Below are 15,307 nucleotides of genomic sequence, written 5' to 3'. Positions count from 1 at the left end.
CCGCCGAGGCGCCTGTCGCGCTGGGCGAGCCGGAGCCGGAGCCGGAGGCCGACGAGGCAGCCGAAGCCCCAGCGGAGGCGGTAACGGAAGACACTGCCACCGTCGAGGCGTCGCCTGAGCCGGCCGTGGCCGCCCTCTTGGCGGCCGCAGTGGTCGAAGCGCAGGACCCGGACGAGGCGCTTGACCTCACCGATCTGGACCCGGAGCTCGTCGACATTTTCGTTGAAGAGGGCGTGGACCTGCTCGACCATTCCGACGCCCTGCTGGCGCAGTTGCGCGAGGAGCCGAACGACCGCGATGCGCTGGTCGGCCTCCAGCGCGACCTGCACACCCTCAAGGGTGGCGCGCGCATGGCCGGCATCATGGCCGTGGGCGAGCTTGGCCACGTCATGGAGTCGCTGCTCGAGGCGGTCGTCGAGAACCGCCGTGAACTGGGCCGCGACGGCGTGCCGCTGTTGGAGCGCGGTTTCGACCGCCTGCACACCATGATCACCCGCGTCGGCGAACGCCGCGCGATTGCCATGCCCGCCGCGCTGATTGCCGAGTTCGAATCCCGGGCGCGCGGCGAACAGCCGTCCTTCGCTCCGGTGCCCAAGGCGACCCCCTCTGCGGTGGCGGCGGAACCAACCATTCCGCGACAGCCCGAGGTGCTGGAAGCGCCGCAGTCGCTGGTGGCTGCCCTCAAGCCGTTGTCGGCGCCGATCAGCGATACGGTCGCACTGGACGACGAGGATATCGGCGTGCGCGCGCCGCAGGAGCAGGTGCGCATCCGTGCCGACCTGCTCGACCGACTGGTCAACTACGCCGGTGAAGTCGCGATCTACCGCGCCCGCCTGGAGCAGCAGTTGGGTGCATTCCGCGGCGCCATCGCGGAAATGGAACAGACCAACCTGCGCGTCCGCGACCAGTTGCGCCGCCTGGAGATCGAGACCGAGGCCCAGATCGTCGCGCGTTACCAGCGCGAGGACACCGCCGACGCCACGTTCGACCCGCTGGAGCTGGACCGCTTCTCCACGCTGCAGCAGCTCTCGCGTGCGCTGGCCGAGTCGGCTGCCGACCAGACCAGCTTGCAGGTGACGCTGGATGACCTGACGCGCCAGTACGAAACCCTGCTGCTGCAGCAGTCGCGCGTCAGCTCGGAGTTGCAGGAAGGCCTGATGCGCACCCGCATGGTGCCGTTCGACGGCCTGCTGCCGCGTCTGCGCCGCGTGGTCCGCCAGGCCTCCGGCGAACTGGGCAAACAGGTCCAGCTCAAGCTCGAAGGCACCCAGGGCGAACTCGACCGCAACGTGCTGGAACGCATGACTGCGCCGCTGGAGCACATGCTCCGCAACTCGGTCGCGCATGGCCTGGAAGCGCCGGACGAGCGCCGCAAGGCCGGCAAGACCGAAGAGGGCACGATCCGCATCGCGCTGCGTCGCGAAGGTTCGGAAGTCGTGATCGAGGTGTCCGACGACGGTCGCGGTCTGGACCGTGCGGCCATCCGGCAGCGCGGCGAGGAACGTGGCCTGGTTCGCAGCGATGCGGTCCTGGCGGATACCGATCTCGACCAGTTGATCCTGGAGCCAGGCTTCTCCACCGCCACCGAGGTCAGCCGCCTCGCGGGCCGCGGTGTCGGCATGGACGTGGTTGCCAGCGAAGTCCGCCAGCTGGGTGGCACGCTCGACATCCACTCCAGCCCCGGCCAGGGCGTCAATTTCACCCTGCGTTTGCCGCAGACGCTGGCAGTCACGCAGGCGGTGTTCGTCAAGATCGGCGAAACCACCTTTGCGGTGCCGATTGCATCGGTCCGCGGTGTCGGTCGCGTGGCACGCGAGCAGCTCGTGGGTGACGACCTGAACTACCGCTACGGCGGCGAGGACTACGCCATCCACGACCTCGGCCATCTGGTCGGGCATGCCGCGGCCAAGGCCGAAGGCCACCTCCAGATGCCGCTGTTGCTGGTGCGCTCCGGTGAACTGCGTGCGGCGGTCACGGTCGACCAGATCGTGGGCAACCGAGAAATCGTGGTGAAACCGGTGGGGCCGCAGGTCGCGTCCATCCCGGGCATCTTCGGCGCCACCGTCATGGGTGACGGCAGTGTCGTGGTGATCCTCGACGTGGCGCCGCTGGTGCGTCGCCAGTCGGTGATGCCGCGCGACGTCCTGCCCGCACCCGTCAGTGTCGAGCATCGGCGCGTGCCGCTGGTCATGGTGGTCGACGACTCGGTCACCATGCGCAAGGTCACCGGCCGCGTGCTCGAGCGCAACAACCTCGAGGTCGCGACCGCGAAGGACGGCCTGGACGCGTTGGAGCGCATGGCGGAAGTCGTGCCCGACCTGATGCTGCTCGACATCGAGATGCCGCGCATGGATGGCTATGAACTGGCCACGGCGATGAAGGCCGACCCGCGCCTGTGTGACGTGCCGATCATCATGATCACCTCGCGTACCGGCGAGAAGCACCGCGAGCGTGCGTTCGAAATTGGCGTCAACCGTTACCTCGGCAAGCCGTACCAGGAGCCTGAGCTGCTGCGCAACGTCTTTGAACTACTGGGGGAAACCGCCCACCATGGCCAGTAACGCCAAGCGCGTCGCCCTGCTCGCACGCCCGGGCGCCGCCGAAGCGCGCCTGGTCGAGGTGCTGTCCGGCGCAGGCGTGGACATCGTGCTGAAGGCGGACCCCACCCAGGTCGAGGCGGCGATGGTTCTGGACGCGCGGCCCGATACGCTGCTGGTTGCGTTGGATCCGCCCACCGAAGACGCGCTGGAACGCCTTGAGGCCGCGCTCGATGCTCCGTCGGTCGACGTGATCTTCGAAGAGGCGGCGCTGGTCGTCTCGCGTGAAGGCTGGGACGCGGCGCGCTGGCAGCGCCACCTGCTGGCCAAGCTCCAGGGGCACGGCAACGTCCTGCCGCCCGCGGGCGGGGCCGGCGCCGGGGCAGGGACCGTTCCGGCGCAAGAGTTCGCGCCGCCGCCGGTCGAGGCAAGTACGTTGCCAGTCGCCACGCCCGACGCGCTCACGATGGAAGCGCCCAGCGAGGACGCGCTCACCATGGAAGCGCCCGGCGAGGAAGCGCCGGCCGTCGCCGCGATCGCACCCGAGATCGAACTCGAGTTTCCCGCCGTCGCGGCACCAGTCTCCTTGGCGGGATCGCTGGCGTGGACGTTGGATCCCGGGCCGGAGGCAGCAGCAGTGGCCGAGGCCTCCGACGTCCGGCTGCCCGAACTCAGCATGGACGATCTCGTGCTGCCTCCGTTGGAATCGGCGGAGGCATCGATCGAAGCAGCACCCCCGGCAGACATCGAGGTCGTGGCGGAACCGCCCTCCCTTGCGCCGGTGGCGTTCAATCCCTTCGACCCGGTCATGGCGGAAACCAGCGACAGCGCCGACGTGCCTGCCTTGAGCGGCGCTTGGGACGAGCAGGGGGCCGCAACCGGCGACAATGCCGAGCCGCTGTCCCAGGAAGAACAATTCAAGAACGATCTGGCATCGCTGGAGTTGCGCATCGCGACGATGAGCCTGGTCGACGACGCCCCGGCGCGTGTCCCCGAGAAGCGAAACGGCGCGGTGCTGGTGCTTGCCGGCATCGGTGGCCCGGACGCGGTACGCCAGTTGCTGGGAAGCCTGCCGCCGGACTTTGACCGCCCGGTGCTGGTGCAGCAGCGCCTTGACGGCGCGCGGTACGACCGCCTGGTCGCGCAGATGCAGCGCGCCACCCCGCTGCCCGTCCGCTTGGCCGAGCCCGGCCAGGCCGTGGCGCAGGCAACGATCTACATCCTGCCCGAGGCCGTCGGCGTCCACGATACCGGCACTGGACTGGTCTTCAGCGAAGGCGGCACTGACATCCTTGCTGCGTTGCCTGCCGCGGACAGCGCAGTGCTGTTGCTCAGCGGCAGCGATCCCGCGTGCGTCGATGCGGCGCTCAGTTTTGGCTTGGGCGGCGGCCTGGTCATCGGCCAGAGCGCCGACGGCTGCTACGACGCCGCAGCGCCAACCGAACTGGTGGCGCGCGGCGGAGTCGCCGCCAAACCGGGCGAAATGGGCGCACGCCTGTCGGCCCACTGGCAGCCGGGTCGCTGAGCATGCGTACGCCCAACCACGAATTCCGACGGGCCTCCGGTGCCCGCCATCCCCTCCGCACGGCGCAGACCGTGCGTGACGGAGCCTGACATGAGCCAAGTGCCGACTTCTCCGCAGAATGACATCCGTGGCGTGCTGATCCAGACCGCCGGCGGCCGCTTGCTGCTGCCCAACGCCACCATCGCCGAGGTGTTGTCCTACGCACAGCCCGAACCGGTGGACGGCGCGCCGGAATGGTTGCTGGGCCGCATGCGCTGGCGTGGCTGGCAGTTGCCGCTGGTGGCCTTTGCCGATATGGCCGGCATCGCCCGTGAAAACGCCGAGTTGGGCGCCAAGGTGGTCGTGCTCAAGGCCATGGGCGGCAACCCGCGCGCCCCGTACTTCGCGCTGTTGACCCAGGGCTTCCCACGCCTGGTGACGGTGGCGCCATCGGCGCTGTCCGCCGACGCCGACCAGGACGGCCTGCCGTCAGGGGTCCAGGCACGCGTGCACCTGAACGAAGATGCCGCGCTGGTCCCGGATCTGGAAGGCATCGAGCACCTGATCAATCAGGCCCTGGCGACGGCGGCCTGAGCCCCGGCCGTCCGCTCCTCCCGCAGGGGATGGCGGCAATCCGACGTCAGCCCAGATCGCCGAACCGGCTCTGCAGGGCGGCCATCGCCGCCAGCCCCGCGGTTTCCGTACGCAGGATGCGCGGCCCCAGGCGTACCCCGTAGAAGCCCCCGGCCAGCAGTTGCTCCCGGTCCTGGGGCGACCAGCCGCCCTCGGGGCCGACCGCCAGCACCACCGGCGATCCCTCGGCCTGCGAGAGCGTGGCAAAGGTTTCGGTTGCCATGGGATCGAGGATCAGGCGCGTTCCGCCTTCGGGCAGGCCGTGGATCACCGCTTGCAGCGGTTCCGGCGCCGACACGAGGGGGACGACGGCCCGCCCGCTCTGCTCGCACGCAGACGTCACCACCGACTGCCAATGGGCAAGGCGCTTGGCCCCGCGCGCTTCGTCCAGCTTCACCTCGCTGCGCTGCGAATGCAGGGGGCGGATCGCGCTGACTCCCAGTTCGGTCGCTTTCTGCAGGATCAGGTCCATCTTTTCGCCGCGGGCAATGCCCTGCAGCAGCGTGATCGACAAGGGGGACTCACGCGCCACCGGTCGGGCGGCATCGATGGCCACCCGCATGTCGCGCTTGCCGGCGGCCACGACGCGTGCGTCGTAGTCATGCCCGTCGCCGTTGAACAGCACGCACGCATCGCCCACGCCCAGGCGCAGCACGCGGCCAAGATGACCGGCAGGTCCTTCGGGCAGGTCGATTTCCCGGCCCTCGGCCAGCGGCAGGTCGACGTGGACTCGGGTCAGGCGCATGCGCGGGAATCCTCGATGGCACGGTCGATGGCCGTGCGGGTGGTGGTGGCCAGGTGCGCCAGCGCCTCTTCGTCAATGCAGTAGGGCGGCATCCAGTACAGGACGTCCCCCAGCGGGCGCAGCAGCACGCCATGGTCCAGCGCGGTGCGGTACGCATGCAAACCCACGCGTGCGCCCGGCGCGAAGGGCGTGGCGCGGTTGCCACCGCGGGAAAGCTCGAACGCAACGACCATGCCCGCCTGGCGCACGTCGGCGACATGCGGATGGTCGACGAACGCGGCGGCATGCCGCGCCATCGCCGCCGCGGTCTGGCGGTTGCGGGCGAAAACGTCGTCCTGCGCGAAGATGTCCAGCGAGGCCAATGCCGCCGCACAGGCAAGCGGATTGCCGGTGTAGCTATGCGAATGCAGGAAGGCGCGCTCGCGCGACTCGTCGAGAAAGCCTTCGTACACCGCATCCGTGGTCAGGACTGCCGCCAAGGGCAGTGCGCCCCCGGTCAGGCCCTTGGACAGGCACAGGAAATCGGGCTGGATGCCCGCGACTCCACCGGCATCGGCGGCGGGCGCCTGCTCGCAGGCAAACATCGAGCCGGTGCGACCGAACCCGGTGGCGATCTCGTCGGCGATCAGAAACACGCCGAACTCATCGCACAGCCCCCGCGCCAGGGTGAGGTACAGCGGGTCGTGCATGCGCATGCCGCCGGCGCATTGCAGTCGTGGCTCCAGGATCAGCGCGCACACCTCACCGGCGTGCCGCTCCAGCAGCGCGCGCAGGGCGTCGGCGGCGCGGCGTGCGCGGTCGGCGGGCGATTCACCGGGCCCGCACTGGTAGGCGTCGGGCGAAGGCGCGAACAGCGCCTCCATCAGCAGCGGCGCGTACACGCGGCGGTACAGTGGGATGTCACCGACCGACAACGCGCCGATGGTTTCGCCGTGGTAGCCGTTTTCCAGCGCAATGAACCGCGTGCGGCGTTCGTCGCCGCGATTGCGGAACCAGTGGAACGCCATCTTCAGCGCCACCTCCACCCCGGCCGAACCATTGTCGGCGTAGAACACCTTGGCCAGCGGCGCACGACCGGGTTGCCGTGGCGCAATGCCCAACAGCCGCTCGGCCAGCGTGACCGCGGGGGCGTGCGAGATGCCGGCCAGGATCACGTGCTCCAACGTCTGCGCCTGCGTCGCGATGGCGGCGGCCAAGCGGGGTTCCGCATGACCGAACAGGTTGGTCCACCAGCTGGAAATGGCATCCAGGTAGCGGCGCCCGTCGCGCCCCACGAGCCAGGCCCCCTCGCCGCGCGCAATGGGCAGCAGGGGCAGGGTACCCGGATGCTCGCGCATCTGCGTGCACGGGTGCCACAGCACGGCCAGGTCCCGTTCGCGCCAGCGCGCGGCGTCCTCCTCCAGCGCAGCCGCGCGGGCCGGGTCTGCTAGCATCTGCGCATCGTGATTGGTCTCGCTCATCCGCACATTATCGGCCTTGTTGCCGCGGCGCGCCGCGTCGCGACGGACTGGACTGCGCACGTCGGGCGCTTCCCATGAGCCGCCGCCTGCCCACCATCCACGGGATCACCGAAGTCGATGCCGGCCCCTACCGGCTGGAACGCATGGACCTGGAGTTCAGCAACGGCGAGCGGCGGCAGTTCCAGCGCCTGCACGGCCGGGGTCACGGCGCGGTGGTCGTGGTGCCCATGCTCGACGATGAGACCGTCCTGCTGGTGCGCGAATACGCCGCAGGCATGCACCGCTACGAGCTTGGCCTGGTCAAGGGGCGCATCGACGAAGGCGAGGCCCCTGAGCAGGCCGCCAACCGCGAGCTGAAGGAGGAAGTCGGCTTCGGCGCCCGCTCGCTCGTGCACCTGCGAACGCTGACGCTGGCACCGACCTACATGAGCCACGAGGCGCATCTGGTACTGGCCCGCGACCTGTATCCCGAGCGCCTGCCGGGCGACGAGCCGGAGGAGCTCGAGCAGGTGCCGTGGAAGCTCGACCGGTTGCACGAGCTGATCCTGCGCGAAGACTTTTCCGAAGGCCGCAGCATCGCGGCGCTGTTCATCGCCCGCGAGTGGCTGAGGCATCACGCATGACAAGCGTTTTCTCCCGTGAGATACCGGCCGAACTGCGTGAGGGCGTCATCGCCATCGCGCGCGACGCGGCGGTCGCCATCCTCGGCGTGTATGACAGCGAATTCGCCATCCAGCACAAGGATGACCGCTCGCCGCTGACCGCGGCCGACCTGGCCGCGCACCGCTGCATCCTCGCGGGCCTGCAGGCACTGACCCCGGACATTCCCGTGCTGTCCGAGGAATCGGCGCATGAAGTGCCGACCGCGCTGCGTCGTGGCTGGACGCGTTTGTGGGTGGTGGATCCGTTGGACGGCACGCGCGAGTTCATCAAGCGCAATGGCGAGTTCACGGTGAACATCGCGCTGGTGGACGACGGTGAGGCGGTATTCGGCGTGGTGCAGGCGCCAGTGACAGGCGACCTGTGGCACGGCAGCGCGGCGATGGGCGCGTTCCGCCGCGATGGCGACCGCGACACCGCCCTACGCGTGCGGGCCCCGGCATTGGCGCCGCTGCGCGTGGCGGCCAGCCGTTCACACCGCGACGCGCGCACGGAGGCCTTCATGACGCGCATGGCGGCCAGCGTCAGCGGCGCGGTCGAGCCCATCGGGCTGGGCTCTTCGTTGAAATTCTGCCGCGTGGCCGAGGGCAGCCTGGACCTCTACCCGCGCTTCGGCCCCACCAGCGAGTGGGACACGGCCGCCGCCCAATGCGTGCTGGAAGGCGCAGGCGGAGCGGTGCTTGACCCGCAGGGACGCCCGTTCCGCTACAACCAGCGCGATACCCTGCTCAACGGCGATTTCATCGCCATCGGCGACACCGGGTTGCCTTGGCGGGAGTGGCTGGATGGCTGACCGCGATCCCGTTGCGCCTGCGCGCGATTCGAACGCCGCCGCATCCGTGGCCGTCCTCCAAGGCCCCGTTGGAGTGCCTGCGCCCGGGTCGCCGCCTGCCGATGCTGCCGCAGCCATCGGCCTGCCGTCCGGAATCGAGGGGCTGCTGGCCATCATGGCGCGCCTGCGTGATCCCGTGGGTGGCTGCCCGTGGGACGTGAAACAGACCTTCGCCAGCATCGCGCCCTACACGGTCGAAGAAGCGTACGAAGTGGCGGACGCCATCGACCGCAACGACCTCGCCGACCTGCGCGACGAGCTGGGTGACCTGCTGCTGCAGGTGGTGTTCCACGCACGCATGGCCGAGGAACAGGGCGCGTTTGACTTTGCCGGCGTGGTGGCGGCAATCAGCGACAAGATGGTCCGCCGCCATCCGCATGTGTTCGCAGGTGCCAGCGTGGAGGATGCCGACGCGCAGACGGCGGCGTGGGAAGCGCAGAAGCGCCAGGAACGCGCCGCACGCGGCGATCGCGATGACTCGGCCCTGGCCGGCATTGCTCGAGGCCTGCCCGAGTGGCAGCGTGCGGCGAAACTGCAGAAGCGGGCGGCCACGGTCGGTTTCGACTGGCCCGGGATTGACCCGGTGCTGGCCAAGTTGCACGAGGAAATCGACGAGGTCCGTGCCGAATTCGCGGCGGTCGCTGCAGGCGAGCCCGATGCCCGCGACCGCCTGGAGGAAGAAGTGGGTGACCTGCTGTTCGTGGCGGCCAACGTCGCGCGTCATGGCAAGGTCGACGTCGGGGCCGCCCTGCGCCGCGCCAACCTCAAGTTCGAGCGCCGCTTCCGCGCGATGGAGGCGTTGGCGGCGGCCGAGTGCGGTGGCCTGGCCAGTTTGTCGCTGGACCAGCAGGACGCTTACTGGGAGCGCGTCAAGCGCGACGAGTAGCCGCGGCGGCGACTCACTCCAGGAAGATCAGCCAGGCCGCGACCACGATCAGGCCGAACCCGGCCCAGTGGTTCCACTTCAGCGGCTGCTCCAGGTACCACGACGAGAACCCGGCGAACACCAGCAGGGTAATCACCTCCTGCATGCCCTTGAGCTGCGGGGCCGAGTACATCATCGAACCCAGGCGGTTGGCCGGCACCATCAGGCAGTATTCGAACAAGGCGATGCCCCAGCTGGCGAGGATGGCCAGCATCAGCGGGGACGACTTGTAGCGCAGGTGCCCGTACCAGGCGAACGTCATGAAGACGTTGGACCCGATGAGCAGCAGGACCGGAAGGAATCGTTCGAGCATGGGAGGCATCGATGGGACGGTGCGCCAGTTTAACCAGCGGTCAGTTCCGGCCGGCACGGCTTCACATCCCCTCAACACGCGGCTCGGCACCCTTCACAAAACTGAAGAACTGGGGCTCATCCATGCAGAACATGAAGGACGGCGGTCTGGTGCTGATCGTCGAGGACAACCGCAACATTTCCGAGATGGTCGGCGAGTACCTGGAGGGGCGCGGCTTTGAGGTCGATTACGCGCAGGACGGCCTGGACGGCTACCGACTGGCGGCGGAAAACAGCTACGACGTGATCGTCCTGGACCTGATGCTGCCCCGCCTGGACGGCGTGGAAGTGTGCAAGCGACTGCGTGAGGAAGCGCGCAAATCGACACCGGTGCTGATGCTTACATCGCGCGATACGCTCGAAGAGAAGCTCACCGGCCTCTCGGCCGGTGCCGACGACTACCTGACCAAGCCCTTTGCCGTGCAGGAGCTGGAGGCGCGCCTGCGTGCCCTGATCCGCCGCGAGCGCCGCCAGGTGGGCGGCGAGGTGCTGAAGGTCGGTGACCTGGTACTCGACCCCACCTCGTTGCGGGTGACGCGCGGTGGCCTGGAACTGCAGCTCTCGCCGATCGGCCTGAAGCTGCTGTCCATCCTGATGCGCGAGTCGCCGCGGGTGGTCAGCCGGCAGGAGATCGAACGCGAGATCTGGGGCAACAGCCTGCCGGACTCGGACACGCTGCGCAGCCACCTCTACAACCTCCGCAAGACCATCGACAAACCGTTCGACAACCCCTTGCTGCACACCGTGCAGTCGGCCGGGTATCGCGTCGCGGACGTGTCCCAGCCGGCCTGACGACCGGAGAGGCAGGTGACGTCACAGGGGCTGCCGCGCCGGATCAAGCGGACCTTCATCGCACAGGCGCTGCTGGGCAGCGTCGTGCTGGCGGCCGGCATCATGCTGGCCGCGACCTGGGGTACCCAGCGCCTCCAGCAGCAGCGGCTGACGGTGGAAGCGCAGCGTTTCTGGTTGGCGCATGCCGAGAATCCCACGGCCGCGCGACTCCCGTATGCCACAACGCTGCGCGGCTACTTCGTGCCGACCGGGGGCGCGCCGACCGAGGCCGTGCCCGGCGATCTGCTGGCGTTGAGTGCAGGCGTTCACGCCATCCCGGGCGGCGCGGCGCGGGTGGAGCGCCGGCCGGAAGGCACGCTATACCTGACTTCCAGCTCGCTGTATTTCAAACGCGCGATCGTGCTGGTCGCCCTGCCGGCGTTGCTGCTCGCGCTGGTGACGATGTGGCTGATGTCCTGGCTCACCTACCGCATCTCGAAGCGGTTGGTGGTCCCGGTGGCCTGGCTGGCCGCGCGCGTCAAGACCTGGGACCCAACCGATTCGGAAGCCTTCGTCGGCGACGTGGCCAAGCTGCCCCCTGACTCGGGCGTGGAAGTGCGCCGGCTGTCGCGCGCCTTGATCGACATGAATCGCCGGGTGCACGAGTTTGTCCGCCGGGAACGCGACTTCACCCGTGATGCCAGCCATGAGTTGCGCACACCGCTGACGGTGGTGCGCCTGTCCACCGACATGGTGCTGGCGCGCGACGACCTGGATGCACCCTTGCGCCGCTCGCTCACGCGCGTCCAGGCCGCGGGGCGTGACATGGAGGCGGCCATCGATGCGTTCATGCTGCTGGCGCGCGAGACGGAAATCGAAGCCCAGAGCGAGGACTTCGACGTGGCGGACGTCGTGGCGGACGAGGTCAACCTGCTCCGGCCCCTGGTGTCCGGTGGGCCGGTCACGCTGACCGTCGATGACCTAGGCGGCCCGCGGCTGCATGCGCCCGCCAGCGTACTGGCCCTTATGCTGCGTAACCTGTTGGGCAACGCGGTGCAATTCACCGGCGCCGGCACGATCCGCGTGGTGATCGGGCCCGATCGCATCGACGTCATCGACACCGGGATCGGGATGACGCCTGACGAACTGGCCAAGGTCTTCAACCCGTTCTACAAGGCCAATCTGCAGGCGGGGCAGGGCAAGGGCATGGGCCTGTCCATCGTGAGCCGGCTGGGGGAGCGGATGGGCTGGCCCGTGTCCCTGACCAGCGAACCCGGCGAGGGCACCACCGCCACCATTTTCCTGACCCGGCCAGGGGCATGATCGCGCCCGAATGACGTTAATCTGCCGGGTCATGTCAACGCGCCACCCTTCGGCGCGTTCCCGCAGTCAACTACCGTCGATTCCGGATTTTTCGTGGCCCAGCACCCGTCGTCCCGTTCCCTGAAGTCCCCTTGGCTCCAACGTGGGCTGATCGTCCTGGTGGTGCTCGCCGTGGTTGTCGCGGCCGTGTTCGTCTGGCGCGGCCGCGATACGCAGGATGCTGCCGCATGGCGCACCGCCAAGGTGGAAAAGGGCGACATCCGCGTGGCGATCTCGGCCACGGGGACGCTGGCCGCGATCGCCACCGTGGACGTGGGCAGCCAGATCTCCGGTCAGGTGACCGACGTGCTGGCCGACTTCAACGACCGCGTGACCAAGGGCCAGGTCATCGCGCGCATCGACCCAAGCACTTACGAAGCGCAGATCGCGCAGGGCGACGCCGCGGCCAACAGCGCTCGGGCCGGGCTCGCCACCGTGCAGGCCGCACTGCGCAACGCTGAACTGGATTATCGGCGCAAGGCTAGCCTGGGGCAGCAGCAACTGGTCTCGCGCGGCGATGTGGACCTGGCGCGCGCCACGCTCGACCAGGCCCGCGCACAGGTCGCGCAGGCGCAGGCGCAGATCCGCCAACAGGTGGCGTCCACCCAGACCGCGCGCCTCAATGTGGAGCGTTCGGTGATTCGCTCCCCGGTGGATGGCGTGGTGCTGACCCGTTCGATCGAGCCGGGCCAGACCGTGGCGGCCAGCCTGCAGGCGCCGGTGCTGTTCCAGATCGCCGAGGACCTGTCGCAGATGGAGATCGTGCTCGCCATCGACGAGGCCGACATTGGTCAGGTCAAGCCAGGCCTGGACGTGGGCTTCACCGTGGACGCGTTTCCCGACCGCCAGTTCCGCGGCAAGGTCCAGCAGGTGCGCCTGTCGGCCACCAACACCAGCAACGTGATCACCTACCCGGTGGTGGTGGCGGTGGACAACGCCGACCAGTCGCTGCTGCCGGGCATGACGGCCAACGCCGAGATCGAGGTCAGCCGCCGCGACGACGTGCTCCGCGTGCCCAACGCCGCGCTGCGCTTCAAGCCTGCTGACGACGAGGCCGCGGGTGCGGCGCAGGCACCGGCGCCCGGTGGTCGTGGCAGCCTGGCCAACGATTTGCCGCGCGTGGCGACGGCGCTCAAGCTGGATGCCTCGCAGCAACAGGCCTTCGATGATGCGCTGGCGCAGATGCGCGAACGCATGGCCGCGCGCCAGGCGGCGCCGCAGCAGTCCAATGGCGGTGGCAGCCCGCTGTTCGGCGGCGGAATGCGCATGGGCGGGAGCGGTGGCAGTGGCTCCGCGGGCGGAAACAGCGGGCAGATGCGCCAGCGCATGCAGGAGCGCTTCCGCCAGCAGTTTGCCGCGTTCCGGGCCACGCTGACACCCGCACAGCAGGCACAGTGGGATGCGGAATTGCTGGCGCTGGTCTCCGCGCGCCGCGCGCCACTGTACCGCCTGGTCGACGGCAAGCCGCAGCCGGTGACCGTGCGCGTGGGTGCCAGCGACGGCAGCTTCACCGAGGTTTCCGGCGAGGTGGCCGAAGGCGACACCGTGATCACCGGCAGTGGGCGGTCGGCCAAGTGATGGCCGTTGCCACGCCTGCCGATGACGTGGTCATCCGCACCCACGACCTGCGCAAGGTGTACGCGCCGGGCACCGAGGCCGAGGTGGTGGCGCTCAGCGATGCGGACATGACCATCCGCCGCGGCGAGTTCGTTGCCATTATCGGGCCATCGGGTTCGGGAAAGTCCACGCTGATGAACCTGATTGGCTGCCTGGATACGCCCAGCGCCGGCACCTACCTGTGCGATGGCGTGGACGTGGCCACGCTCGACGCCGAGGCACGTGCCACCCTGCGCCGTGACAAGATCGGCTTCGTGTTCCAGGGCTTCAACCTGCTGCCGCGACTCAGCGCGCTGGAAAACGTCGCTATGCCGCTGGGCTACGCCAACGTGCCGCGCGCCGAGCGGCTGCAACGCGCGCAGGCGGCGCTGGAGGCCGTCGGCCTTGGCGGCCGCACCGGCCATCGGCCCAGCGAACTGTCGGGTGGCCAGCAGCAGCGCGTGGCCATTGCGCGTGCGCTGATCAACCGGCCACCGATCCTGCTCGCCGACGAACCGACCGGTGCGTTGGACACGCACACCGGCGACGAGATCCTGCGGCTGTTCAAGCAACTGCAGGCCGATGGCCACACCGTCGTGCTGATCACCCATGACCCCGACGTGGCCGCCGCCGCCAACCGCACTTTCGTCATCCGCGATGGCGTGCTCAGCGAAGGAGGTTCGCTGTGAACCCGTTGGAGGTGGTGCGCACCGCCGTCCACGCGCTGCGCGGCAACTGGATGCGCAGCGCACTTACGTCACTGGGCGTGATCATCGGCATTGCCGCCGTGATCGTGATGGTGTCGGTGGGGCAGGGCACGCAACGTGAGATCGACAAGCTCGTGTCGGGACTGGGCTCCAACCGGCTGGACGTGTTCGGCGCCGGCGGCTTCGGCGGTGGTGGTGCGCGCATGGCGGCGGGCAGCCGCTTCACCCTGAGCGAGGTGGACGCCAAGGCAATCCGGGAGGAAATCCCCGAAGTGCAGTACGTGGCGGCGTCGCTGCGTGGCGGTACGCAGGTGGTGTACGCGGAGAGCAACTGGTCCACGCAATGGCTGGGCGTGCAGGCCGACTACTTCGCGATCAATAGTTGGACGCTGGCGGCTGGCGACGGCTTTGAGCAGCGCGACTACAACGGCGGCAAGTCGGTGATCATCGGCGAAACCGTGCGCCGCGAACTGTTCGGCGACGAAGATGCACTGGGCCAGACCGTTCGCCTGGGCCGCGTGCCATTCACCGTTGTAGGCACACTGGCACCGAAGGGACAGGGCGGATTCGGCCAGGACCAGGATGACGTGATCCTGGTACCGCTGGAAACCGCGCGCCGCCGTCTGATGGGCGCCAGCGGTGCGCCGGCCGGTGCGGTGCGCGACATCGCGATCGGTGTCGAACGCGCAGAGGACGTGACCTACGCCCAGGGTGAGATCGAGGCGCTGTTGCGCCAGCGCCACCGCATCCAGCCCGGAGAGGACGACGACTTCAGCGTGCGCAACATCGCCGAGGTGGTGGCCACGCGCACGCAGACCACGCGGCTGATGTCGCTGCTGCTCGGTGCGGTGGCGACGATCTCGCTGATCGTGGGTGGCATCGGCATCATGAACATCATGCTGGTGTCGGTCACCGAGCGCATCCGCGAGATTGGCCTGCGCATGGCGGTGGGTGCGGGCCCGCGTGACATCCGCGCGCAGTTCCTGGCCGAGGCGATGCTGATCTCGCTGATCGGCGGCGCGCTCGGCATCGTCATCGGTGTCGGGGGTGCGCTCATGGTGGGCAAGTTTGGGTCACTGCCGGTTGCGTTGAATGCGCAGGTCATCGGTTTGGCAGCAAGTTTTTCCATCGCCACGGGCCTGTTCTTCGGCTATTACCCGGCGCGCAAGGCGTCGATGCTGGATCCGATCGAAGCGCTTCGCCAGCAATAAGGGTGGTGGACAG

General features: G+C 68.9%; 13 protein-coding genes and 1 pseudogene. 11 read left to right on the top strand and 3 right to left on the bottom strand.

The features are described 5' to 3' along the window. Nucleotides 1-125: 125 nt before the first annotated feature. The 3 genes from ACYVBS_RS02130 to ACYVBS_RS02120 all read left to right on the top strand — a co-directional run bounded on the left by ACYVBS_RS02130 (nt 126) and on the right by ACYVBS_RS02120 (nt 4,635). A complete protein-coding gene (locus tag ACYVBS_RS02130) occupies nt 126-2,561 on the top strand; it encodes a response regulator (protein ID WP_460821616.1) in 2,436 nt (811 codons plus the stop codon). Next, a complete protein-coding gene (locus ACYVBS_RS02125) occupies nt 2,551-4,062 on the top strand; it encodes a chemotaxis protein CheB (RefSeq protein WP_460821453.1) in 1,512 nt (503 codons plus the stop codon). Before ACYVBS_RS02130 ends, ACYVBS_RS02125 begins: the two co-directional genes overlap by 11 nt. 99 nt (nt 4,063-4,161) lie before the next feature. After that, on the top strand, nt 4,162-4,635 hold the full coding sequence (locus ACYVBS_RS02120) for a chemotaxis protein CheW (protein WP_460821615.1): 474 nt from the start codon (nt 4,162-4,164) through the stop codon (nt 4,633-4,635). 46 nt (nt 4,636-4,681) lie between these two features. Here ACYVBS_RS02120 and ACYVBS_RS02115 read toward each other — a convergent pair whose 3' ends face one another. Both ACYVBS_RS02115 and bioA read right to left on the bottom strand, forming a co-directional pair. Next, the gene (locus ACYVBS_RS02115) at nt 4,682-5,419 is read right to left on the bottom strand and encodes a 16S rRNA (uracil(1498)-N(3))-methyltransferase (RefSeq protein ID WP_460821452.1); all 738 of its coding nucleotides are present in this window, start codon (nt 5,417-5,419) and stop codon (nt 4,682-4,684) included. Then, the gene (gene bioA, locus ACYVBS_RS02110) at nt 5,410-6,879 is read right to left on the bottom strand and encodes an adenosylmethionine--8-amino-7-oxononanoate transaminase (RefSeq protein ID WP_460821451.1); all 1,470 of its coding nucleotides are present in this window, start codon (nt 6,877-6,879) and stop codon (nt 5,410-5,412) included. Before bioA ends, ACYVBS_RS02115 begins: the two co-directional genes overlap by 10 nt. 74 nt (nt 6,880-6,953) lie before the next feature. On the opposite strand from bioA, the gene nudE reads away from it, so the two are divergent. From nudE to mazG, 3 genes and pseudogenes are all read left to right on the top strand, one after another. Further along, a complete protein-coding gene (gene nudE / locus ACYVBS_RS02105; protein ID WP_460821450.1) occupies nt 6,954-7,502 on the top strand; it encodes an ADP compounds hydrolase NudE in 549 nt (182 codons plus the stop codon). Then, nucleotides 7,499-8,332 (top strand): 3'(2'),5'-bisphosphate nucleotidase CysQ, encoded by an 834-nt coding sequence (gene cysQ / locus ACYVBS_RS02100; protein WP_460821449.1) that lies wholly within the window; start codon nt 7,499-7,501, stop codon nt 8,330-8,332. Before nudE ends, cysQ begins: the two co-directional genes overlap by 4 nt. Nucleotides 8,333-8,447: 115 nt before the next feature. Further along, a pseudogene (gene mazG / locus ACYVBS_RS02095) lies at nt 8,448-9,254 on the top strand (nucleoside triphosphate pyrophosphohydrolase); the annotation flags it as partial. 16 nt (nt 9,255-9,270) lie between these two features. Here the strand turns inward: mazG and ACYVBS_RS02090 are convergent. After that, nucleotides 9,271-9,618 (bottom strand): DMT family protein, encoded by a 348-nt coding sequence (locus tag ACYVBS_RS02090; protein WP_460821447.1) that lies wholly within the window; start codon nt 9,616-9,618, stop codon nt 9,271-9,273. 113 nt (nt 9,619-9,731) lie between these two features. Here ACYVBS_RS02090 and ACYVBS_RS02085 point away from each other — a divergent pair, with 113 nt between their 5' ends. From ACYVBS_RS02085 to ACYVBS_RS02065, 5 genes are all read left to right on the top strand, one after another. After that, nucleotides 9,732-10,439 (top strand): response regulator transcription factor, encoded by a 708-nt coding sequence (locus tag ACYVBS_RS02085; RefSeq protein WP_460821446.1) that lies wholly within the window; start codon nt 9,732-9,734, stop codon nt 10,437-10,439. A 15-nt stretch (nt 10,440-10,454) separates the two neighbouring features. After that, on the top strand, nt 10,455-11,741 hold the full coding sequence (locus ACYVBS_RS02080; protein WP_460821445.1) for a sensor histidine kinase: 1,287 nt from the start codon (nt 10,455-10,457) through the stop codon (nt 11,739-11,741). 93 nt (nt 11,742-11,834) lie between these two features. Then, nucleotides 11,835-13,358 (top strand): efflux RND transporter periplasmic adaptor subunit, encoded by a 1,524-nt coding sequence (locus ACYVBS_RS02075; RefSeq protein WP_460821444.1) that lies wholly within the window; start codon nt 11,835-11,837, stop codon nt 13,356-13,358. Then, a complete protein-coding gene (locus ACYVBS_RS02070; RefSeq protein WP_460821442.1) occupies nt 13,358-14,065 on the top strand; it encodes an ABC transporter ATP-binding protein in 708 nt (235 codons plus the stop codon). Before ACYVBS_RS02075 ends, ACYVBS_RS02070 begins: the two co-directional genes overlap by 1 nt. Then, nucleotides 14,062-15,294 (top strand): ABC transporter permease, encoded by a 1,233-nt coding sequence (locus ACYVBS_RS02065; protein WP_460821441.1) that lies wholly within the window; start codon nt 14,062-14,064, stop codon nt 15,292-15,294. The genes ACYVBS_RS02070 and ACYVBS_RS02065 overlap by 4 nt, the downstream gene beginning before the upstream one ends. Nucleotides 15,295-15,307 lie beyond the last annotated feature (13 nt).

The sequence above is a fragment of the Lysobacter olei genome, from assembly GCF_054777355.1.
The sequence above is the reverse complement of the archived record's forward strand: the minus strand, read 5'-3'. Positions and strand labels throughout refer to the sequence as shown.

Excerpts from the sequence above, each read along its gene's own strand:
- ACYVBS_RS02125 (WP_460821453.1), top strand. The coding sequence starts at position 2,551 with ATGGCCAGTAACGCCAAGCGCGTCGCCCTGCTCGCACGCCCGGGCGCC.
- ACYVBS_RS02115 (WP_460821452.1), bottom strand. The coding sequence starts at position 5,419 with ATGCGCCTGACCCGAGTCCACGTCGACCTGCCGCTGGCCGAGGGCCGG.
- bioA (WP_460821451.1), bottom strand. The coding sequence starts at position 6,879 with ATGAGCGAGACCAATCACGATGCGCAGATGCTAGCAGACCCGGCCCGC.
- nudE (WP_460821450.1), top strand. The coding sequence starts at position 6,954 with ATGAGCCGCCGCCTGCCCACCATCCACGGGATCACCGAAGTCGATGCC.
- cysQ (WP_460821449.1), top strand. The coding sequence starts at position 7,499 with ATGACAAGCGTTTTCTCCCGTGAGATACCGGCCGAACTGCGTGAGGGC.
- ACYVBS_RS02090 (WP_460821447.1), bottom strand. The coding sequence starts at position 9,618 with ATGCCTCCCATGCTCGAACGATTCCTTCCGGTCCTGCTGCTCATCGGG.
- ACYVBS_RS02085 (WP_460821446.1), top strand. The coding sequence starts at position 9,732 with ATGCAGAACATGAAGGACGGCGGTCTGGTGCTGATCGTCGAGGACAAC.
- ACYVBS_RS02070 (WP_460821442.1), top strand. The coding sequence starts at position 13,358 with ATGGCCGTTGCCACGCCTGCCGATGACGTGGTCATCCGCACCCACGAC.